The organism is Capnocytophaga sp. H2931 (genome assembly GCF_002302535.1).
GTDB classification, from domain to species: Bacteria; Bacteroidota; Bacteroidia; order Flavobacteriales; family Flavobacteriaceae; genus Capnocytophaga; species Capnocytophaga canis.
In genome coordinates, this window is sequence record NZ_CP022381.1 from 1 (window position 1) to 22,821 (window position 22,821).

General features: G+C 34.8%; 18 protein-coding genes. 15 read left to right on the top strand and 3 right to left on the bottom strand.

Annotation, left to right across the window (positions count from 1 at the left end):
• The 6 genes from dnaA to CGC52_RS00030 all read left to right on the top strand — a co-directional run bounded on the left by dnaA (position 1) and on the right by CGC52_RS00030 (position 6,000).
• A complete protein-coding gene (gene dnaA, locus CGC52_RS00005; RefSeq protein WP_042006962.1) occupies positions 1 to 1,419 on the top strand; it encodes a chromosomal replication initiator protein DnaA in 1,419 nt (472 codons plus the stop codon).
• 55 nt (positions 1,420 to 1,474) lie between these two features.
• A complete protein-coding gene (locus CGC52_RS00010; protein WP_095893067.1) occupies positions 1,475 to 1,945 on the top strand; it encodes a low molecular weight protein-tyrosine-phosphatase in 471 nt (156 codons plus the stop codon).
• Positions 1,942 to 2,652, top strand: a complete 711-nt coding sequence (locus CGC52_RS00015) for an SAM-dependent methyltransferase (RefSeq protein WP_095893068.1) — start codon at positions 1,942 to 1,944, stop codon at positions 2,650 to 2,652. The genes CGC52_RS00010 and CGC52_RS00015 overlap by 4 nt, the downstream gene beginning before the upstream one ends.
• A 152-nt stretch (positions 2,653 to 2,804) precedes the next feature.
• The gene (locus tag CGC52_RS00020) at positions 2,805 to 3,458 is read left to right on the top strand and encodes a phosphatidylserine decarboxylase family protein (RefSeq protein ID WP_042006957.1); all 654 of its coding nucleotides are present in this window, start codon (positions 2,805 to 2,807) and stop codon (positions 3,456 to 3,458) included.
• 58 nt (positions 3,459 to 3,516) lie between these two features.
• Entirely contained in the window at positions 3,517 to 4,236 is a 720-nt protein-coding gene (locus tag CGC52_RS00025) for a YebC/PmpR family DNA-binding transcriptional regulator (protein WP_095893069.1), read from the top strand.
• Between the two features lie 240 nt (positions 4,237 to 4,476).
• On the top strand, positions 4,477 to 6,000 hold the full coding sequence (locus CGC52_RS00030; RefSeq protein ID WP_095893070.1) for a catalase: 1,524 nt from the start codon (positions 4,477 to 4,479) through the stop codon (positions 5,998 to 6,000).
• A 332-nt stretch (positions 6,001 to 6,332) separates the two neighbouring features.
• Here CGC52_RS00030 and CGC52_RS00035 read toward each other — a convergent pair whose 3' ends face one another.
• The gene (locus CGC52_RS00035; protein ID WP_095893071.1) at positions 6,333 to 8,261 is read right to left on the bottom strand and encodes a S9 family peptidase; all 1,929 of its coding nucleotides are present in this window, start codon (positions 8,259 to 8,261) and stop codon (positions 6,333 to 6,335) included.
• 365 nt (positions 8,262 to 8,626) lie between these two features.
• Between CGC52_RS00035 and CGC52_RS00040 the strand changes: the two genes are divergently transcribed.
• The 3 genes from CGC52_RS00040 (at position 8,627) to CGC52_RS00050 (ending at position 13,433) form a co-directional block, all read left to right on the top strand.
• Entirely contained in the window at positions 8,627 to 9,307 is a 681-nt protein-coding gene (locus CGC52_RS00040; RefSeq protein ID WP_095893072.1) for an SDR family oxidoreductase, read from the top strand.
• 68 nt (positions 9,308 to 9,375) lie between these two features.
• Positions 9,376 to 11,496, top strand: a complete 2,121-nt coding sequence (locus CGC52_RS00045; RefSeq protein WP_232751820.1) for a beta-N-acetylglucosaminidase — start codon at positions 9,376 to 9,378, stop codon at positions 11,494 to 11,496.
• A gap of 656 nt (positions 11,497 to 12,152) precedes the next feature.
• The gene (locus CGC52_RS00050) at positions 12,153 to 13,433 is read left to right on the top strand and encodes a Glu/Leu/Phe/Val dehydrogenase (protein WP_095893073.1); all 1,281 of its coding nucleotides are present in this window, start codon (positions 12,153 to 12,155) and stop codon (positions 13,431 to 13,433) included.
• A gap of 205 nt (positions 13,434 to 13,638) precedes the next feature.
• On the opposite strand, the gene CGC52_RS00055 is transcribed toward CGC52_RS00050, so the two are convergent.
• Positions 13,639 to 14,604, bottom strand: a complete 966-nt coding sequence (locus CGC52_RS00055; RefSeq protein ID WP_095893074.1) for a CPBP family intramembrane glutamic endopeptidase — start codon at positions 14,602 to 14,604, stop codon at positions 13,639 to 13,641.
• A gap of 292 nt (positions 14,605 to 14,896) precedes the next feature.
• Entirely contained in the window at positions 14,897 to 15,403 is a 507-nt protein-coding gene (locus CGC52_RS00060; protein ID WP_042005518.1) for an outer membrane beta-barrel protein, read from the bottom strand.
• A gap of 285 nt (positions 15,404 to 15,688) precedes the next feature.
• Here CGC52_RS00060 and CGC52_RS00065 point away from each other — a divergent pair, with 285 nt between their 5' ends.
• The 6 genes from CGC52_RS00065 (at position 15,689) to rlmB (ending at position 22,818) form a co-directional block, all read left to right on the top strand.
• Entirely contained in the window at positions 15,689 to 16,588 is a 900-nt protein-coding gene (locus CGC52_RS00065) for an IS1595 family transposase (protein WP_095893075.1), read from the top strand.
• A gap of 122 nt (positions 16,589 to 16,710) precedes the next feature.
• The gene (locus CGC52_RS00070) at positions 16,711 to 17,265 is read left to right on the top strand and encodes an RsmD family RNA methyltransferase (RefSeq protein WP_042346451.1); all 555 of its coding nucleotides are present in this window, start codon (positions 16,711 to 16,713) and stop codon (positions 17,263 to 17,265) included.
• A 55-nt stretch (positions 17,266 to 17,320) separates the two neighbouring features.
• Entirely contained in the window at positions 17,321 to 18,442 is a 1,122-nt protein-coding gene (gene ribB / locus CGC52_RS00075) for a 3,4-dihydroxy-2-butanone-4-phosphate synthase (RefSeq protein ID WP_095893076.1), read from the top strand.
• A gap of 399 nt (positions 18,443 to 18,841) precedes the next feature.
• Complete coding sequence (locus tag CGC52_RS00080; protein ID WP_042005538.1) at positions 18,842 to 20,296, top strand: lipase; 1,455 nt, start codon at positions 18,842 to 18,844, stop codon at positions 20,294 to 20,296.
• An 8-nt stretch (positions 20,297 to 20,304) separates the two neighbouring features.
• Positions 20,305 to 21,963: an MBOAT family protein gene (locus CGC52_RS00085; protein WP_095893077.1), complete on the top strand. Its 1,659-nt coding sequence runs from the start codon at positions 20,305 to 20,307 to the stop codon at positions 21,961 to 21,963.
• Positions 21,964 to 22,077: 114 nt separating this feature from the next.
• Entirely contained in the window at positions 22,078 to 22,818 is a 741-nt protein-coding gene (rlmB, locus tag CGC52_RS00090) for a 23S rRNA (guanosine(2251)-2'-O)-methyltransferase RlmB (RefSeq protein WP_198540579.1), read from the top strand.
• The last annotated feature ends 3 nt before the right edge of the window (positions 22,819 to 22,821 follow it).

Genomic DNA, 22,821 nt, shown 5'->3' on the forward strand with positions numbered 1-22,821 from the left:
ATGAAAGATTTAGCCGAAAAAGCGTGGGGGAGATGTCTTGATTTCATCAGAGACAATATTGAAGAGCAACCATTTAACACTTGGTTCGCTCCCATTGTACCTATTAGTTTGGAAAATAATTCTTTAAAAATAGGTGTTCCTACTAAATTTTTCTATGAGTACTTAGAGCAAAATTATATTTCTCTTTTGAAGTCTGCCATGACTTTTTCTCTCGGAGAAAAAGCCCGTTTGACTTATGTAATCAACTCTCTAACCAGAGAACAATTGCCAAGTACTAACCGTCCAGAATTAGCAAGGCAATCACTTACTTTACCTATACAAAATAAGGATCCTGAACTTCGAAATCCGTTTGTAATTCCAGGTATTCGCGAAATTACTATAGACCCACAGCTCAATTTGAACCAAAATTTTGATAATTTTGTTGAGGGAAATTCGAACCGATTGGCACGTTCAGCTGGGATGGCAGTAGCCAATAAGCCTGGAGGAACGGCGTTTAATCCACTGTTTATTTTTGGTGGAGTAGGGTTGGGAAAAACACATTTAGCACACGCTATTGGGGTGGATATCAAGGAAAAACATCCTAAAAAGAAAGTGCTTTATGTGTCAGCAGAAAAATTCACGCAACAGTTCGTAAACGCTACCATGTCAAAAGATAAGGACAAAACATCACTTAATGATTTCATTCATTTCTATCAACTCATTGATGTGTTGATTGTCGATGATGTTCAGTTTTTATCATCTAAATTAAAGACACAAGATGCGTTTTTCCACATATTCAATCATTTACAACAAAACAATAAGCAAATTATTTTGACATCGGACAAAGCTCCAGTTGACATGCAGGATATTGAACAACGTTTATTGTCGCGTTTCAAATGGGGGCTGTCTGCTGAGTTACAAACTCCAGACTATGAGACTCGCTATAAAATTTTAAAAAATAAATTCTACACGGACGGTGCAGAAGTAGAAGATGAAATTATTTCATATCTAGCTGAAAATGTTAGAACTAATGTGCGAGAATTGGAAGGTGTAAGTAATTCACTTATTGCTCAAGCAGCCTTTAATCGCAAGGAATTTTCGATTGAATTAGCACAAAGCATCATCGAACGCTCCATACGAAATCACCGAAAGGAAATTACCATCGACCACATACAACAAATCGTTTCCGATTATTTTAATGTGGGTTTGGAGGAATTGCAATCAAAAACTCGTAAACGAAACGTAGTACAAGCACGTCAGTTGGCGATGTTTTTCGCAAAAAAATATACAAAAAATTCATTGACAGCTATCGGTTCACAAATTGGGCAACGTGACCATGCAACCGTATTGCATGCTTGTAAAACGGTTGAAAATCTAACGGAAACAGACCGTGAATTCAAGCGATATGTTGAAGAATTAACCTCAAAATTTTCAAACTAATTCATTGATATTGAATTAGTTTTTTCTTTTTATATATTACTATTATCCTAAGGAAATGAAAACAAGAATATTAATGGTATGCTTAGGCAACATTTGTCGTTCTCCGTTGGCGGAGGGAGTTTTACGAGCTAAGTTGGATCCTGCAAAATTTGAAGTGGATTCGGCAGGAACATCAAACTACCATGTTGGGGATGCTCCTGATTCTCGTTCGATAGAAGTAGCTCGAAAAAATGGTATTGACATTGCAAATCTCAAAGGACGACAATTCAAAAAAACAGATTTTGAAGACTTTGACTATATTTTTGTAATGGATAGAAGTAATTATACAAATGTGTGTAACATAGCTGAAAATGAGAAACATAAAGAAAAAGTGTCATTTTTATTAGATGTGTTAGATTCCATGAAAAAGAAAGAAGTCCCTGATCCTTACTATGGAGATAAAAATGGATTTAGAACTGTTTTTACGATGATTGACGAGGCTTGTGAGGTGATTGCTGAAAAGTTAAATTCAAAGCATCCGCAATGAGTAACTTAGGAAACGTTTATCTCATTCCTAATTTGTTGGGAGATAGCTTAATAGGTAATGTATTACCTCCGATGATAACAAATATAGTTAAGGAGTTGACTCATTTTATTGTAGAAAATGAAAAATCGGCTCGTAAATTTATCAAACAAATTACACCTGAGAAGCCACAGCAGGAATTGGTGCTGTTTACCATTGATAAGCATACCTTCGAAAATGATATTTATTCTTTTATAAATCCTTGTATGTCAGGTTTTTCTGTTGGTGTTATTTCCGAAGCTGGTTGCCCGGGTATTGCTGATCCTGGTGCTGAGATTGTGAAATTAGCACACCAAAAGAACATACGAGTGATTCCTTTGGTAGGTCCATCATCGATTTTATTAGCCATGATGTCAAGCGGTTTGAATGGGCAAAATTTTGCATTTAATGGTTATCTGCCCATAGAAAAATCTGAACGAAGACGAACAATCAAGGCATTGGAACGAAAAGTTAAGGAATATAAACAAACACAAATTTTTATTGAAACTCCTTATCGGAATGATAAAATGTTATCCGATTTGGTAGAAACTTTGCAAAATGATACGATGTTGTGCATAGCAACTGAAATCACATTACCGACCGAATATATCAAAACACAGACCGTCACGCAATGGAAAAAGATGAATATTTCTTTGCAAAAACGTCCGACAATCTTCATCATAGGAAGTTAGAAATTGTTTGAATCTTAATAAATTCGTTATTATATAGTGATTAAATATACATTAGTTTTCATTTTTATTTATATATTTGCCATATCAAAATACGGATTTATTTTTTTTGCGGATAATCAATTCAAATTTTTAATAATCAACACATTATAAATATGTTTCACAGAGAAGGTTTTAAAATTATTTTAGGAACATTTATAGTAACTGCAGGAATCGCTTTACTGGCACATTATTTCGTAGATATTTTTTGGTTACAGAAACTCATTCAAGGTATTGCACTTATTTTTTTGATTTTGGTATTACAATTTTTTAGAAATCCAAAGCGAAATACGCAAAGAAATGAAAATCACATCATCGCTCCCGTTGATGGAAAAGTGGTAGTTATTGAAAAAGTATTCGAAAAAGAATATTTCAAAGATGAACGTTTACAAGTATCAATTTTTATGTCGCCAATAAATGTGCATGTAACTCGCTATGCTATAGGCGGAGAGGTTGTGTTTAGCAAATACCATCCTGGAAAATATTTAGTTGCTTGGCATCCGAAGGCATCTGAAGAAAACGAAAGAACAACCGTTGTTGTTGAAAATCATACTTTTGGGAAAATATTATATCGTCAAATTGCAGGAGCTTTGGCGAAGCGTATTGTAAACTATGCTAAAGAGGGCGATATAGCTATTCAAGGAGCTGATGCTGGATTTATTAAATTCGGTTCACGTGTGGATTTATATCTGCCGTTAGATACTCAAATCAATGTCCAATTGGGACAAACAGTTAAAGGCGGTATTGATATTGTGGCGAAAAAAGATTAATTTTAATAACATATTTATATTTAAAATATAAACATAAAGTAAAGAATATCAATTATTTATGGGAAGAGCATTTGAATTCAGAAAAGCTAGAAAATTTAAGCGTTGGGCAGCAATGGCAAAAACTTTCACACGCATAGGTAAGGACATCGTAATGGCTGTGAAAGAAGGAGGGCCTCATCCTGAGTCTAACTCTCGGTTAAGAGCCGTAATCCAGAATGCCAAAGCAGCAAATATGCCGAAAGAAAACGTGGAACGTGCTATCAAAAAAGCTTCTGAAAAAGATACTGCAAACTATAAAGAAGTTATTTTTGAGGGGTACGCACCTCATGGAATCGCTATTCTAATTGAAACTGCCACAGATAATAATAACCGAACAGTGGCAAACATCCGAAGTTATTTCAATAAATGTAATGGAGCTTTAGGAACATCTGGCTCTGTAGAGTTTATGTTTGACCATACTTGTAATTTCCGAATCAATGCTGAAGGCTTAGATGTAGAAGAACTTGAACTTGAGATGATTGATTTCGGAGCTGAGGAAGTTTTTCAAGATGAAGAAGGGATTCATATTTATGCTCCTTTTGAGAGTTTCGGGGCTATTCAAAAAGAGTTGGAAGGACGTGGTATTGAGATTCTATCCTCAGGTTTTGAACGTATTCCGCAGATAACCAAAGAACTCACTCCTGAAGAACAAGCTGATGTGGAAAAACTTCTTGAAAAAATTGAAGAAGATGAAGACGTTCAAAATGTTTACCACACTATGAAAGAAGCAGAATCATAATCTCCGCATAATAGAAAATAGTAAAAAGACTGTATGGAAAGATTTCATACAGTCTTATTTTTTGCATAAATCTTTATCTTAGAAGTTGAATAGATTATAATGTGAATATCTCCTGATTCTTCTCATTATCAATAGTTATAAATTTTACTTATGATAATATAAAAAATATCGCAAAAGCTATTGCTTTTTGCATGTTTTATAATTATACTTTTGCATCATAAACAGTAAAAACTAGTAAAGATGAACAATAAACTGACAACTACAACGGGAGCTCCCGTAGCCAATAATCAAGATACAATGACTGCGGGTAAGAGAGGTCCTGCTCTTTTGCAAGATATTTGGTTTTTAGAAAAATTGGCTCATTTTGACCGCCAAGTAATTCCTGAGCGTGTAATGCACGCCAAAGGTTCAGGAGCTTACGGAACTTTTAGAGTAACTCACGACATTACCAAGTACACAAAAGCATCTATTTTTGCTGAAATCGGGAAAGAAACACCAATGTTCGTACGTTTTTCTACCGTTGCTGGAGAGCGTGGAGCAGCTGATGCTGAACGTGATATCCGTGGTTTTGCAATGAAATTCTATACTGACCAAGGAAACTGGGATTTGGTAGGGAATAACACACCTGTATTCTTCTTCCGTGACCCTTTGAAATTCCCTGACTTAAATCACGCCGTAAAACGTGACCCACGTACCAATATGCGTTCTGCTGACAATAACTGGGATTTCTGGACACTTCTTCCTGAGGCTCTTCACCAAGTAACTATCGTTATGAGTGACCGTGGTATTCCAAAATCATACAGAACAATGCACGGATTTGGTAGCCACACGTTTTCTTTCATCAATAAAGAAAGTGTACGTCATTGGGTGAAGTTCCACTTAATTTCACAACAAGGCATCGAAAATCTAACCGATGAAGAAGCTGCTAAATTAGTGGGAATGGACAGAGAGTCGCATCAAAAAGATTTGTACGAAGCCATCGAAAATGGCAACTTCCCGAAATGGAAAATGTTCGTACAAATTATGACCGAAGAACAAGCTCGTAATTTGGACTATAATCCGTTCGATTTGACCAAAGTTTGGTACAAAAAAGATTTCCCTTTAATCCCTGTTGGAGAATTTGAACTTAACAGAAACCCTGAAAATTACTTTGCCGAAGTAGAGCAATCTGCTTTCAGCCCTGCTAATGTGGTTCCTGGAATTGGTTTCTCTCCTGATAGAATGTTGCAAGGTCGCTTGTTCTCTTACGGAGACTCACATCGCTATCGTTTGGGAGTAAATCATAACCAAATTCCAGTAAACGCTCCTAAATGTCCTGTACACGGATATCACAGAGATGGAGCTATGCGAGTAGACGGAAACTATGGTTCTACCAAACATTACGAGCCGAATAGCTTTGGTGTGTGGCAAGAACAAAAAGAGTTCCAAGAACCTGCATTGAGAATTGATGGAGATGCGTACAATTACGATTTCCGTGAAGATGACGATGATTACTTCACACAACCACGCAAATTATTCCAATTGATGAATGACGAGCAGAAAAAAGCCTTATTTGAAAATACGGCAAGAGCCATCGGCCCTGCTCAAAAATTCATTCAAATAAGACACATTCGAAATTGCTATCACGCTGACCCAGCTTACGCAAAAGGAGTGGCTGATGCACTTGGTCTTACAATGGAAGAAGTATTGAAATACGAACATCCAGCATTAAACTTAGGTCCTGTCGCTCATAAAAAAATGGAATGCCCTTTCGGACACAAATAAAATTAAGAAAGTAAAGAAAGAAGGAGATTGTCCAAAAAAGACAGTCTCCTTTTCTTATTTATTATTATACCGACAATTTTAGGTAATGTACTGAAAAATAGTTGGTGTTTTTTTACAAATTAATTATTATATTACGCTTGTTAGTCCGAAGAGGAAAAAACTCTGGTGGAGATCAACTTTTCAGCAATAGGATTAATGTGTAAAACGATAGTTTTAGAAGCTTTCCGAAAAGGGGAGCTTTTTCTGCCTAAACCTATGGTATACTATGTTTCAAAAGCTTTCACCAACTATTTTTCAGTATTATGCTATAATTGAAAATATTGTTATGATCATTAGTTTTTCAATGTTTCATCTAACCATCTGAAAAAATTACGTTGCCAAAAGATTCCATTCTGAGGTCGTAAAACCCAGTGAGTTTCGTCGGGAAAATACAGTAATTCACTTTTGATTCCTAATAGTTGAGCTGCCGTAAAGGCTTGAAAACCTTGCTCTTTTGGAACTCTATAATCTTTACCTCCATGGATAATCAAAATAGGAGTGTCCCAATTGGCTACTTTTTCAATAGGATTAAATTCGGTATAAGATTTTTGTACTTTTGGATTGTCTTTTTCCCAATATGCTCCGCCTAATTCGTTATTAGTAAAGAAAATTTCTTCGGTAGTACCGTACATACTTTGTAAATTAAATACTCCACAATGAGCGATAAACGATTTGAAACGTTTGTTATGAATACCTGCCAAATAGAATACCGAATATCCACCATAGCTTGCTCCAATAGCTCCTAATCGATTGTTATCCACATATTTTTCTTTAGCAACATCGTCGATTGCTGAAAGGTAATCACGCATCACTTGTCCACCCCAATCACCACTGATTTGAGCATTCCACTCTACGCCATGTCCAGGCATTCCACGGCGATTTGGTGCTACGACAATGTACCCCTGAGAAGCCATCAGTTGAAAGTTCCAACGAAAACTATAGAACTGACTAAGAGCTGATTGTGGCCCTCCTTGGCAGTAAAGTAAAGTTGGGTATTTTTTATTTGGGTCAAAATTAGGAGGATAGATTACCCATGTAAGCATGTCTTTACCATCAGTAGTTTTTACAATGCGTTCTTTCACCTCACATTTGGCAATTTGTTTGTAAGCATCGTCGTTTACGTGAGTCAATTGATTAACTTCTAAGAAATTTTTTATATTTTTTTTCTTTTTATTCACTTGTAAATCAATAGTATATATCTCTGCGGCACGATTCATATCGGTACGAGTAACTACCAATAAGTTAGCTGACTGACCTACGATTCCTGTGATGTCGAACATGCCTTTGGTGAGTTGTTTAGGCATCGGATGCTTCTCAAACGGATTGATTTCAAATAATTGTGTAGTCCCTTTTACTACAGCCGTAAAATATATTTTTTTGCCATCATTACTCCATATGTAATCTGCTACCGTATTGTCCCAGTGAGCTGTGATGTTACGTTTTTGTCCATTTTCAAGAATGACCAAATCATTTTTGTCAGCTTCGTTGCCTTCGTTTTTCATACTCAACCAAGCTAAAACATCCTTTGAGCTGTATAATGGATGTGTGTCATACCCCATCATCCCTTCGCTTAAGTTTTTTGTTTTTTGTGTATCAAGATCATATTCGTAAATATCTGTGTTAGTGCTTACTACATAGTCTGTACCTACTTTAGCCTTAGTTACATAAAGTACTTTCTTTCCATCGTTGCTCCAAATGTAGTCACTCGTTCCTCCAAAAGGTTCTTGCGGACAATAGTAGGGTAGCCCTTCCATAATGTCGACTTGTTTTCCATCAGTCATATTCTCAATGAAAACATGATTGTATGCCCCGTCCATCCATTTGTCCCAATGGCGATGATCTAAACTTTTATAATTCTGTCCAGTTGATTTGTCTAAGTCATTATAAAAATCGGAAGCAAATACTTTATTGATTTTTACGGGTTTATGAACTAATTTTTTGTCTTTAGTTGCATTAAATTTCGTAGTTTCACGTTTGAGTTCCTCCTCTGAAATAGGAATCGGAACACCTCCTTTGACCGACAATTTGAACAATTCACGACGAAACGAATTTTCCTTAACATTAGGGTATGCAACACTAAAAAGCACAAAACTTTTGTCTTGAGTTAATCCCATCGTTCCCACACGTCCTAATTCCCATAGTTTTTCAGGTGTTAGCGGTTGTTGTGCATCCATAGTATTAGCTATAAGCCCTGCAACAAGCATAATTAATCTTTTTTTCATTTGATTTTTCTATTTTTCTTTAAAACTTACACAAATTAGATTCTAAAAATATTGAAATTTTACCACAAATAAAGCATTCTTAAAGTTTTTGATACATATTTTACTATTTTAAAATGATATTTCCCCAAAAAGTGATCTAAATATCAATTTTCTCTCTTTAAGAATATATTTTTTATGCTATTACAAGTTAAAATTAAAGGAAATATTCTATTCTTAAACAGAATGTTCAATCAATTTTATTCCAAAGCAATATTATGTTTGCAAATCTATGAAAAAAAGCAATGTTGTCAAATGAAAAACAGTATTTTCAGTTGATTTATCTCTCTTTTATTCTTATTTTTGCACGACAAAAAAAGTAAATAAGCATGAAAAACGTAATCGTCACAGGCACAAGTAGAGGAATCGGCTTAGAGATAGCCAAACAAATGGCAGATCAAGGGCATCGGGTGTTGGCATTGTCTCGAAATACACTTCCTTTGCTGAAATTGAATCATAAAAACATTCATTTTTTTCCTTTTGATATTACATTGGAGGAAGATTTAGAAAAAGTGGTTGATTTTGTTCGAGAGGAATGGGGAAAAGTAGATATTTTAATCAATAATGCTGGAAAATTAATCAAAAAACCTTTCGAAGAGCTTACTACTACTGATTTTATGGAGGTGTATAAAGTAAATGTTTTTGGTGTGGCGATGCTCATCCAAAAGATAATTCCTTTTATGGTGAAAAAAGCTCATATTGTGAATATCAGTAGCATGGGAGGAGTACAAGGAAGTATGAAATTTGCAGAACTATCAGCCTATTCCTCATCGAAAGGAGCCTTAATAACTTTATCCGAACTTTTAGCAGAGGAATATAAGGAAAAAGAAATCATTTTCAACGTATTAGCATTGGGAGCAGTGCAAACAGAAATGTTAGCAGAGGCCTTTCCTAATTATCAAGCAAACGTCACAGCCGAAGAGATGGCAGTTTATATCAGTGAATTTGCTTTACAGGGATATACGTTTTTTAATGGAAAAATAATACAGGTTTCTAATTCTACACCTTAAAAAAAAATTATTATAAACAATTATATTTCAACTCAATAAAGACTCAACTTAATTAAAATTATATGATGATGAAAACAAAAATTCTTTTTTTAGCATGTCTGTTGCTATCCGTAACGCAAATGAGTGCTAATGACTCACTCCTGAATCCAATACCCAAGAAAATGATTTTTACAGGAAAGAAAATTTCTACTAAAAAATCCATTCCTTTCCGAATTATTCTCAGTGAAAAAGACGATAAAACGTTTAAAAAACATGCTCATAAAGCACCCAATAAGAAAGAAGGTTACTATCTGCGTATTGAGAAAAATAAAGTGTACATCGTAGGGAATGACCCACGAGGAGTCTACTATGGTCTCCGTACCTTTCAACAGCTTAGTAAAAACTCGAAGATTCCTTTGGGAGAAATTATTGACTATCCTGATTTGGAATATCGTGGGGTAGTTGAAGGATTCTATGGAACTCCTTGGAGTCACGAAAAACGATTGCGCCAAATAGAATTTTACGGTGAGAATAAACTTAACACCTATATCTATGGCCCGAAGGACGATCCATATCACAGCTCACCCAACTGGCGAAAACCTTATCCTACAAAAGAAGCTGAACAATTGCAAGAGCTGGTACAGGAGGCTAATAAAAACTACGTGGATTTCGTATGGGCTATACACCCAGGTAAGGACATCCAATGGAATGATACTGACCGTCAGCATCTTTTGCGTAAATTTGAGGATATGTATCAGTTAGGTGTACGAGCTTTTGCAGTTTTTTTTGATGATATTTCGGGTGAAGGTACAAATCCACAGAAACAAGCTGAATTGTTAAACTTTTTACATACCGAGTTTGTAGAAAAGAAAAAAGACGTTAATCCTTTAATAATGTGTCCTACTGAATATAACAAAGGTTGGTCAAATCCTGAGAAAAGATATTTAGAAACTTTAGGAGAAGTACTGCATCCATCTATTCACATAATGTGGACAGGTAACACAGTCGTTGCAGATATCGACAAAGCCACCATGGAATGGATAAATGCTAAAATAAAACGTAAAGCCTACATTTGGTGGAATTTTCCTGTGTCAGACTATGTGCGAAATCACATGCTTTTAGGAGCTGCCTATGGAAATACGAATGATATCAAAGACGATATGTCAGGTTTTGTATCCAATCCGATGGAACATCCTGAGGCTTCGATGATTGCAATTTATGGCGTAGCTGATTACACCTGGAACGTAGCAACCTACGATTCTGAACGAGCTTGGCATAAAGCTATGGCAAGATTAATGCCTCAAAACAAAAAAGCTTTACTTACGTTTGCTAAGCATAGTTCCGATTTAGGAGTTAACGGACATCAGTACAGAAGAGTTGAATCTGTTGAATTTGCTCCATTTGCTAAACAATTTTTACAAAATCTAACAAAGGAACAAAATCCACAATTAAAACGTGTAAAAAAAGAGTTTGATGACATTATTTCGGCCGTAAAACAATTATTAAATACAAAAGAAAATCCTCTTTTAATAGAAGAACTACGCCCATGGTTACTACAACTGGAGGTTGTGGGACAACAAGGAAAACAAGCTATAGAATTATATGAAGCTTTACATCAAAAAGATCATACAAAATTCAAGGCAGGATATGTAAAATTACAAAAATTACAGAAACAACAATTTGACATTGATCAAACTTATAATCAGAATCCATACCAACCTGGGGTGCGTGTGGCGACTTTGGTTGTAGAGCCTTTGATTGCTGAAATATTGAAATATTCAGTAGGAAAATATAATCAAGAAACTGGAGAACAATTAGCTTTGACTTTAAATTTCAATCCAAATAAACTGATAACTAATATTCAACAGATAGAATATCAACCATTACTTCAAAAGGGTGGGGGAGTACGCATTTCTCCAGCATTGGAGTATATTTCAGTGAAAAAAGATGATTTTTTAGGTATTGAACTAGAAAAAGTAGCTTCAGTTAAAACTATTTCAGTAGATCTTGGAGATGCTAAGCATTTTGAGAAAGGAAGAATACAGATTTCTACTAATGGAATTGATTGGAAAGATATTTCAGGAAGCCTCCGCAATAGTCGTTGGAATAGTTCAGAAAATGTCCACAATGTGAAATACGTTCGTTTTATTAATAACGCTGATACTCCTTTTCAAATCCGGTTAAAACATTTTGAAATTGTAACAGAGTAATTATTATAGTTTATGAGCAAAATAAAAAGAAGTTGCCTGAAATTCAAAATTTACGAATCGGGTAGCTTCTTTTTTCTTTCAGATATTTTCGGAAAATCTATAAACTTCTCCATGTCAATAGAATATTTTTCATTTTTACTACAAACAGACTCAAAATTTAGGATAAAATCTGAAAACCATATTTTCTGTACAAAAAAGTTAAATTGCAATTATATAAAGTTTTTAGGGGTAACAAGCGATTTTTTTACTTTTTATTGAAGAAAGTTTTAAAATTTTCAAAAGAGCGATTTTTCTAAAGTAATTGCGTCACAGAAACTCATATATTCTCCTTGGCTAAAGAAAATAACCGAATAAGAAAAAAAACTGAAAGGCGTTTTGAGGTATATACAGAAAGGTCAGATTAGAGAGAAAATCTATTTTAGAAAAACTTTTTTACATTTTATTTTACTCATCAATAAAGCAATATTATGAAATAAAAATCAACTTATTTTGAAAAAAGTTAAATAACTTTTTACATAATCTAAAAATAGTTACTTTCTTTATCTTTCTAAAAATTTCGTTTTTTGCTAATTCATATAAAAACACTTATCTTTTTTTTGGATAATTCAATTTTAGTACATACTTTTACGCTCATTTTTATTATAAATATAAAAAATATGAGTAACGAAACAGAAAAGAAAAGAACAGGAATGTATGAAAACGTGATGCACGAGTTCAACAAAGCCGCTGATAAAATGAATTTGGATCCTGGGGTTCGCAAGATTTTAGCTTCTACCCAAAATGAAATCGTAGTTCACTTTCCTGTGAAGATGGACGATGGTTCTATAGAAGTTTTTACAGGTTATCGCGTACAGCACAATAATGCATTGGGACCTTACAAAGGAGGGTTGCGCTATCATCCAACCGTGGATATTGATGCGGCTAAGGCTCTGGCAACTTGGATGACTTGGAAATCTGCAATTGCTGGACTTCCGTACGGAGGTGGAAAAGGAGGGATTCAGATTGACCCTTCAAAATATTCAAAAGGTGAGTTAGAGCGTATTACACGTCGTTTTACTTATGCTTTAGGTGATAATATTGGTCCTGATTATGATATTCCAGCTCCAGACGTAAATACTAATGCTCAGATAATGGCTTGGATTTCAGATACCTATGCCTCAGCAAAATCACCTGCAAATCGATCTGTAAATCTACACGTGGTTACAGGAAAACCTGTAGTTTCAGGTGGTTTAGCAGGAAGAGATCGTGCTACTGGATTTGGAGTTGTAACGGCTATTAAAAAATGGGCTAAGAAAAACAACGTTGATTTGAAAGGCAAGACCTATATTGTTCAAGGTTTTGGTAACGTAGGATATTGGGCGGCTCATTTCTTGCATAAAGAAGGTGCTAAATTGATTGCAGTACAAGACCATACAGGTTCTATTGCTAACGCAAATGGTATTGATCCCGAGGAATTGTCGGCATACGCAAAAACTAACAAAGGAGGCGTTGGAGGTTTCGAAAAAGCTCAAAAAATTGAGAATGCCGAGTTCTGGAAAACACCTTGTGATATTTTGATTCCTGCAGCATTAGGAAATCAAATCACAGTAGATAATGCCAATGAAATCAAAGCTACGCTTATTGCTGAGGGAGCCAATGGACCAACAGATGCTGCAGCTGAAGAAATTATTTTGAAAAAGGGTATTCACATAATTCCTGACATCCTTTGTAATAGTGGAGGAGTTATTGGTTCTTACTTTGAGTGGTTACAAAACAAACGGGCTGAGATTTGGAAAATCGAAGAAGTTTTGGAAAAACTTAACGATAAAATTGAAACAGCATTTGACAACGTAGTTTCTTGTGCAGAAAGATATAAAACCGACTACAGAACGGCAGCCTATATAGTAGCATTAGAAAAATTAGAACAGGTGTACAAAGAAAGAGGTGTATTCCCATAGTAGTACTATCAAATTTGTATTTTTTAGAAAACCTACAAACTGTTGTATTATCAGATAAATGTTTTGAATATCTGCTATAAACAAACCCCGAAATTCGGCAAAAAGCTGAAAATCGGGGTTTTGTTTTAAAAGCTGAATTTTAATGTAAATATTTTCCTGTTTCTACCCTTAAAAACTATTGTGAGAATTTAAGAGTGAGCTGCCTTTATTTCACTATCTCTCTTTCTGATTGGGCATGTGTTTCAGGGGTTATTTTATTAAAAAACTCTTTTTCAGACATTACTTTTCCAAAGAGTTTTTGTTTCCAATCTTTCAGATTCCAGCCATATTTTTTTGAAAACATGTAGAAACAAAGTAAAATAAAAACTCCCAAAAACAATAACTGATAATAAGCTCCATCCGTTGGGTCAGCCGTATTAACAAACAGAGCAGGGAGCCTAAAAACTCCCCAATTGGTAGTTACTAATAATCCCGTAATGAGGTTATTAGCTATATGGAATCCTAATGCCAACTCCAATCCCTCATCAAATAAGGTTATCATACCTAAAAATAATCCTATTCCTATATAGTAGAAAATAAATCCATAACCTAATTTTTCAATTTCTGGATTTGCGCTGTGCATTAGTCCGAACAAAATAGAAGTTACCAATAGCGGTATCCAGCGGTTTTTAACAGCAATACCTATCCCTTGCATCAAATACCCTCTGAAAAAATACTCTTCAAAACCAGCTTGAATAGGAATTAATAAAACCGATAATAACAATAGTATAAAAAATTTATCTGCTTGAAAATTCCACACATAATCCTGTGGGTTCATCCAATAATCAATAAAAGTAGTCAATACCAAGATACCGCCCCAAAGAGTAAAAGCAAAGAAAAATCGCTTCCAATCCACACGAGGCCGTGAGGTATGAAATGCACGTAAAGGTTGCCTATGAACGTAGCGTACCCAAACTAATAATGCTACTAAAAACAACACAAAACCTGACATCAAATCTTCGGCAAAGTAACGCAACTCGCCTTTTTTCTCAATTTGATTTTGCATCAACGTTTGATAGTCAAAAAAAAGCAATACTAAAAAATTCAGTCCCATAAACCCAAGGAAACCTAAGGAATAAATGAGATAAAGCCATTTAGGGCTTTTTCCGTGGTAAGCATTTTCTATATACATAATTCATTAGAAATAAAAAATTGACTTATTTAAAGTGGCATTAGTAAAATTTTTGTGGTGACCTTTCAAAAAAATAGTCCTTATAATTTTAGTGATTTTAGTTTATTGAAAGCATATTTGTGAAAATTTGTGTGTATTTGTGGTTTGAATTTGACCACAAATGTACAGAATGACCACAAGTTTTTAAAAATCAAAAAATACAGATTTAATAATCTTCACAAAAATTTTAGTATAGCCTTTAAAGTTTTATTGTCATTAAATAAGTCAATTTGTTTGATAAATAAATTTAAGATTAGAACTTATACGTGATTCCTAATTTTCCTCCCGAAACAGTGCCTCCTCCTAATTCAAGGTTCACACCAAAATTGTTGGTAAAGAAATAACGTCCTCCCAATTGAAGTGCAAATCCAAATCCTGATGTGTAGTGATGATTGAAGCCCTCCACTTTGTAATTATTTGTCCAAGAATAATATCCCAAACTTCCTCCTGCATATAAATCAAATTGTGAAGGTAATTGGAACAAACGATTAAAATGATAATTAACATTACCAACCACACCTACATTGGTATACTTAACATTTCTATCTGCAACCCCGTAGTTGGTTGAGCGATAGGAAATCTCACCTCCTACAGTCCAATCTTCTGCAACTCCATAATCAACCCCTAAATAAACAGGAGTCCCCCAACTTGAAAGCCCAAATCCCGCGTTCAGTTGTAAGTTGCCAACTCCTAAATCGTTCTGTGCAGAAGCAACTGTAAACGAGGCTAATAGCCCCAAAAGTAAAAACATTTTTTTCATATTAGTTGTTATTTTTTTAAAAAAAGTTAATTGGGCAAAGATAATGTTTTTTTGTTATAATCCAAATTTCAAAGTTTTTTTCTTAGATCAAACGCATGAAATAGTACTTTTAGAGCTATTGTATGTTTTTGTGTGGTTTGGAACTTAATTTACGGGAGCTTTATGTTTTTTACTAACGTTTCAAGATTAAAAAATGGTTCAAATAAACGAATTATGAGGTTATAAATTTCGTTTTTTTGATTTATCAATATATTTTCTGTATCTTTGTATTTTAAAATCAGCGAGATGGAAAAATTTGAAGGCAAAAACTTACTAAACTTTATCAAAGAACTACCCGATGACAATGCCTGTAGAGCCTATTTAGCCAAATATAAATGGTCTGATGGCTTTAAATGTCCCAAATGCGGACACGAAAAAGGCTGTCTTAAAAAGAATTTTAGCTATCATTGTTACAGATGTTCTCACGTGGAGACAGCCACCGCCAATACGCTTTTTCACAAAGTAAAATTTGGTTTGCACAAAGCCTTTTGTATGGTTTTTGAGATGGCTACAAGTAGTAAAAGCCTATCGAGTGTGCAAATGGGCGAACGCTATGGAGTTAGCCAAACTTCCACTTGGGGGTTTATGCACAAGGTTCGTACGGCAATGGAAAGTAGTAAAAAATATCCGCTTTCAGACCTTGTACACGTAGACGAGTTTACTATCGGAGGAATGGAAGACGACAAACCAGGAAGAAGTTACGATACTAAAAAGAAAAAAGCAGCTATAGCAATAGAACTAACGGATAAACAACGAGTTAAACGAGTTTATGTGAAGTCTATTGACGATTATTCTTGTAAAAGTTTAACGCCTATTTTTGAAGAACATATTAGTGAAAAAGCTCAAATTACAACCGACAAATGGAATGGTTATAATCCCTTAAAGAAAAAATATAACATTACTCAAATAGAAAGTGATAAGGGTAAAAATTTTAAAAAGTTGCATATTGTAATACATCAGATAAAATCGTGGCTTAGAACGATAATGGTACACGTAAGTAAAAAACATATAGAGCGTTATTTTAATGAATTTTGCTATCGTATAAATCGTTCTCAAAGCAAGATCAACATTTTTCACAATACTATTTTACGTATGATAAATCATAAACCGATAACCATTAAAGAAATACAGAATGTAAATTTATAAATCAATCGTTTTTTTTATGTAAGCTGTTAATTATAAAATATTTAATAGTAAAGAATAACCTTATTTTTTCTTTTAGACGAAAAGAGCTTATCTTTGCACAAATTTTTAGTTTTAGATTACAAATGAGAATCATTTCAGGAAAAAACAAAGGCAAACGATTGGTGGCTCCGCAAAAACTCCCCGTTCGTCCAACTACTGACTTTGCTAAAGAAGCTTTGTTCAACATACTGAATAATTTATATTATTTTAATGAAATATCTGTGTTGGATTTGTTTTCAGGAACAGGAAATATCAGCTACGAATTTGCCAGTAGAGGATGTGAACACCTTATTTCGGTGGACAGTCACAGCGGTTGTATACAGTTTATTAATAAAATAAGTGATGAATTAAAATTTGGTATAAATGCTATAAAATCAGACGTTTACACTTTTTTGCAAAAAACAACTCAAACTTTTGACGTAATTTTTGCAGATCCTCCGTATGATTTTCAACAAGATAAGTTTAACGAAATTATACAGCTTGTTTTTAACAAAAATCTCTTAAATGAAAATGGGATTCTCATCATCGAACACTCCAAACACGTAGAATTGGAAACCTTACCTCATTTTTCATATGACAAAAAATATGGTGGTAGTGTGTTCAGTTTTTTTGAGAACACCGAAGAAGATACGAACTAATCTTATTTATTGTTTAAAAAAATCATATCTTTGCACTTTAACTATAAAACAAACAATGGGCAAAATTCAATTAAACACAATAGAAGAAGCTATTGAAGACATAAAAAAAGGGAAAGTCATCATCGTTGTGGATGATGAAAATCGTGAAAATGAAGGAGATTTTATCGCAGCAGCTGAAAAAGCAACACCGGAGATGATTAATTTTATGGTCACTCATGGACGTGGATTGGTATGTGCTCCACTTACCGAAAAACGTTGTGAGGAATTGGATCTACCGATGATGGTACAAAATAACACCGTACTCCACCAAACTCAATTTACTGTATCGGTCGATTTAAAAGGACATGGTTGTACCACAGGTATTTCAACACACGACAGAGCCAAAACAATTTTGTCACTCGTAAATCCTGAAACAAGACCATTTGATTTGGGACGACCAGGACATATTTTCCCACTTCGAGCTAAGGAAGGAGGCGTACTTCGCAGAACGGGACACACGGAAGCTGCTATTGATTTGGCTCGGTTAGCAGGAATGCAACCTGCTGGGATTTTGGTAGAAATCCTCAATGAGGATGGAACGATGGCACGATTGCCTCAATTGGCAGAAGTAGCTAAAAAATTTGATTTGAAACTCATTTCTATTGAAGATTTGATAGCGTATCGTATGCGAAAAGATACCTTAATTGTGAAAAAAGAGGATTTTCACCTCCAAACACCTTATGGTGAATTTCGTTTACGTGCTTACGAACAAACAACAAACAAACAAATTCATTTAGCATTTACCAAAGGTACTTGGGAATCGGATGAAGCTATTTTGACTCGAGTACACGCCTCATTCATTAGTAATGATATTTTGGAAGTACTAGCTTCTGAAAAAGAGAATCCCTTAGAACGAATTTTCAAGAAAATCAACGAAGAAGGGAAAGGTGCAGTGATTGTTATCAACAAAGAAGGTTATTCACAGAATTTACTGAAACGTATCACTGAAATTAAAGAAAAACAGAGTGGTAGCTATGCTCCTGTAACATCTGCAGATACTAAAGACATTGGTATGGGATCACAAATTCTGCACGATTTAAATATTCGTAAACTTCGTTTATTGACAAATTCAAAACAATCTCATTATGTTGGAATGTCAGGATATGGACTTGAAATAGTTGAACAGATATCCTATTAGTCATAAGCATGAAGTTTCACTTGTAGCATAGGTTTCTCAACAGTTCAATCATGAGAAGGAAAAGATCGTGTGATTAGAATCATATCTGATAATCATTTATTTAAGATTTTTTCATTTATACATATTAATATCAATGCTTCTTAAGATAATAAAGAGACCTTCTTTTTTAGGAAGGTCTTTTTTATGGTATTTTCATTTTTAGATTTTTAAAATAAGGAAATAATTCAGTGAAATTAGAATATCGCTAAAATTGTTATCGGAGGTTTTTTGCTTCAGCACGGTTTGTTTTTCTTAGATGAAAAAACGTTTTACGATAATATTTTTCAAAAAAAAAAGGGAAACTGCTTGTAATTTCTTAAAAAATTGTATTTTCGTGGCTTGAATAAAAAAGGAAACAACATGAATCCCAAAAAAATAGTCATATTCATACTAGGAGTGCTTATGACACTCTTTGTGATTACTTTTTTTAGTGAACGCTATTTGACGTTACAAGGGTCTGTAAAAGAAGGAATTGTGTTAGGAAATACAATGATTAAATATCCCACGTCAGATATTTTAATTCGCAACAATCGTAGTGATAATAGCAAAGCCAAGGATATTATTGAGAGCGTTGTTTCTGTTGAAGATACAGAAGTCCTTGCGGTGAAAACCAAAACTACGAGTGATTTGACTACTCCGAAAAAAGAGAAGCCAGAACTCATTACTAATGTTGAAGGCAAGATGTATTATCCTGATAATGTCACTGATTTTATTACACTACTACGCGAAAAATTAAATAAATCCAGCTGTCGGATTATACATTATGGTGATTCACAGATTGAAGGTGATCGCATTACTAAATACGTTCGCAATCGATTTCAAAATGCTTTTGGTGGAGGAGGGCCAGGTTTTATTCCAATTAAGGTTGTTTACTCACAAACCAGTGTAAACATAAGTACGAGTGAAAATTGGTTGCGCTTTGCCTCGTTTGACCGAAATCGAAAATCAAAAGTACCCCACGAAAAATACGGTTTGTTTGCTACTTTTTCAAGATTTACAAGTTATGATGCAGACACCACCAGCGTCAAAAAAGCACATTTTGTTGTCAAACCTTTTGGAAATGTGTACAAACGCTTACAAACCTACACTAAGTTTGGGTTACATTACGGAAACAATACCCACGAAGTTAAGATTACTGTCTATGAAAATGGGAAACTGTTGAAGGAGGATTTTCTAAAAACGGATGGAAAATATCATAATTTTCAACTGAATTTTGCGAATACTCCAAAGGAAATCAGAGTGGAGTTAGAAGGCAAGTTTAGTCCTGATTTTTATGGAATTACTTTGGATAGGGATACAGGTGTTAGTATGGACAATGTCGCTATGCGTGGCGAAGCTGGACGTGTGTTTACTCGATTGAACCGAGAGAATTTCGAACAAATGTCAGCCGACCGAAAAGCGGATATATTCATCTTTCAATATGGAGGAAACACTATTCCGTATATTCGCAAAGATAAACAGGTTACGGACTATGCACACTCTCTTATTCAAAATATAAAATGGGTGAAACGCAGTAATCCGGATGCTATTTTTATAGTTATAGGGCCCAGTGATATGTCTACTTCCGAAAATGGGAAAATGGTGACTTATCCGTTTTTACCAAAGTTGAATGAGGAAATGAAGAAAAAGTGCTTAGAAAATGGCGTTGCCTTTTGGAGTATTTACGAGGCTATGGGAGGTGAAAACTCAATGCCGATTTGGGTATCAGAAAATTTGGCATCGTCCGACTATGTACATTTGAAACCTAAGGGAACGCAACGCATCTCTGAATTATTCTTCAACTCTTTGTATGAGAATATTTTAGCAATTGAATAGATTTTAGTATGGATTTTATTCAAAATATATTTACATTTGATGAAAATCATCCGTTAAATTTTGTCCGAATTGATTTTTGGATATTTTTTGCTATTGTCTATGCTATTTTCACCGTGATTTACCGCCGAAGACGAATGAGAAATCTGTTTTTGCTCTTCGCAAGTATGTATTTCTACTTCAAAGCCAGTGGTTTATTTGTTCTGTTGTTGGTTTTCAGTACCATAACTGATTTTTATTTAGGAAATTATATCTATCAGCAGACACAAGAACGCAAACGAAAAATAGCTGTTACCATCAGTATAATCTTGAATTTATTCGTTTTATCTTATTTCAAGTATGCATATTTTTTAACCGATACTCATAATACACTTTTCAATACTCAATATGAGGTGTTTAACTATCTGGCATATTGGGCAAATGGCTTTGATTCAGAGGGTTACTTCCGTGTCAGTACCATTATTTTGCCTGTCGGAATTTCGTTTTATACCTTTCAGACAATTAGTTATACCGTTGATATTTACCGAAAGAAAATAGCTCCGTTAAAATACATTCTTGATTTTGGCTTGTATGTCAGTTTTTTTCCACAATTAGTAGCTGGGCCAATCGTGAGAGCTGAAAATTTTGTACCTCAAATTACAAAGAAAACAGTTATCACCAATGAAGCGTTCAACAGAGGAATTTATTTGATTCTCAAAGGTCTTGTTAAAAAAATGATTTTTGCCGATTTCATAGCTTTGCATTTTTTGGATCAGATTTTTGACAATCCAACCATGTATTCAGGTTTTACGAATATAATGGCAATTATAGGTTATTCTCTCCAAATTTATGGTGACTTTTCGGGTTATACGGACATAGCCATAGGAGTAGCATTGCTTATGGGTTTCCAGCTTCCGGTAAACTTTAATTCGCCTTACAAGGCTATTAACTGTGGAGATTTCTGGAAACGTTGGCACATTTCATTGTCCACATGGTTGCGTGATTATTTGTATATTCCTTTAGGAGGAAACCGAAAAAGTTCCGTAGGAACGTTTATCATCTCCTTAATTTTCATTGTGGGAGTGGTGGTTGCCATGAATAGCTTTTGGTTTTCAATCATTATGGGAGTCTTGCTTATAGGAGGCTCCTTATTGTCCTTTTACAGTAAGAGTTTTGAACGACACGTAATTACAAACATCAACATAATGCTCACAATGCTCATCGGGGGGTTGTGGCACGGAGCTTCGTGGAAGTACGTAATTTGGGGAGGTTTGAATGGATTGGGTGTAGTGGCATACAAATACTGGAGAAAGGTAAGTCCGTACGAGCAATCTACCCATTGGTTAGCAACTGTTTGGAAAATAGGATTTACTTTTGCTTTTATTACTTTCACACGGGTTTTCTTTCGTGGGAAGGATATGCAATCTATTGGAGAATGGTTTAGCCAAGTAGCTAATGATATGCAATGGGGAATGGCTTTTGACGTACTGTGGCATTATAAATCCGTGTTTACGGTTATGCTTATAGGCTATATAGTTCATTGGTTACCAAATCGTTGGAAGGATGAAATAGAGCATATTTTTTCTGAGAGTCATATCGTTGTGAAAGCTGGGATTGCTGTTGTAACAGTGATTATGTGTTATCAGGCCTACTCTTCGGATTTTCAGCCTTTTATCTATTTTCAATTTTAATGAACGAATAATTAATAATTACGAATTGCGAATTACGATAACGAACCTTAAACCTTAAACCTTAAACCTTAAACCTTGAATCTTAAACAATTAAAAATCTCTGAACACAGAATGATGGACAAAGACTATCAAATATTTGGCATTCGTGCCGTGATTGAAGCTATTACAGCAGGGAAAACCGTTGATAAGGTTTTCGTACAGAAGGGTTTAAAAGGTAGTTTGTTTCAAGAGTTGCAAGTTTTATTGCAGAAGGAACAGATTATGATTTCGTATGTTCCCGTAGAAAAACTAAATCGTTTGACGAAAAAAAATCACCAAGGAGTGGTAGCTAATGTGTCACCTGTGGAATATCACGATTTTGAGAATTTAGTTATTAATACCATCGAAAGTGGAGTAACACCATTATTTTTGGTATTAGACCATCTGTCTGATGTCCGTAATTTTGGAGCTATTATCCGAACTGCTGAATGTACAGGGGTTTCAGGGATTATCATTCCTAAGAGAGGAAGCGTTTCTGTTACGGCGGATACGGTCAAAACTTCTGCAGGAGCAGTATTCAAAGTGCCTATATGTAAGGTTGATAACCTCCGTGATGCGATTTATTACCTACAAGGAAGTGGTATTAAAACAGTTGTAGCTACTGAGAAAACAGATCAGCAAATCTATGATGTCACAATGACCGAGCCATTAGCAATCATTATGGGAGCAGAAGATGTAGGAGTATCACCAGCATTGTTGAAATTGTCCGATGAGAAGGCAAAACTTCCGATGTTGGGTGATATAAGTTCGTTGAATGTTTCGGTGGCTTGTGGAGTATTTTTGTATGAAGTGGTACGACAACGATTGGCAAAATAGAGG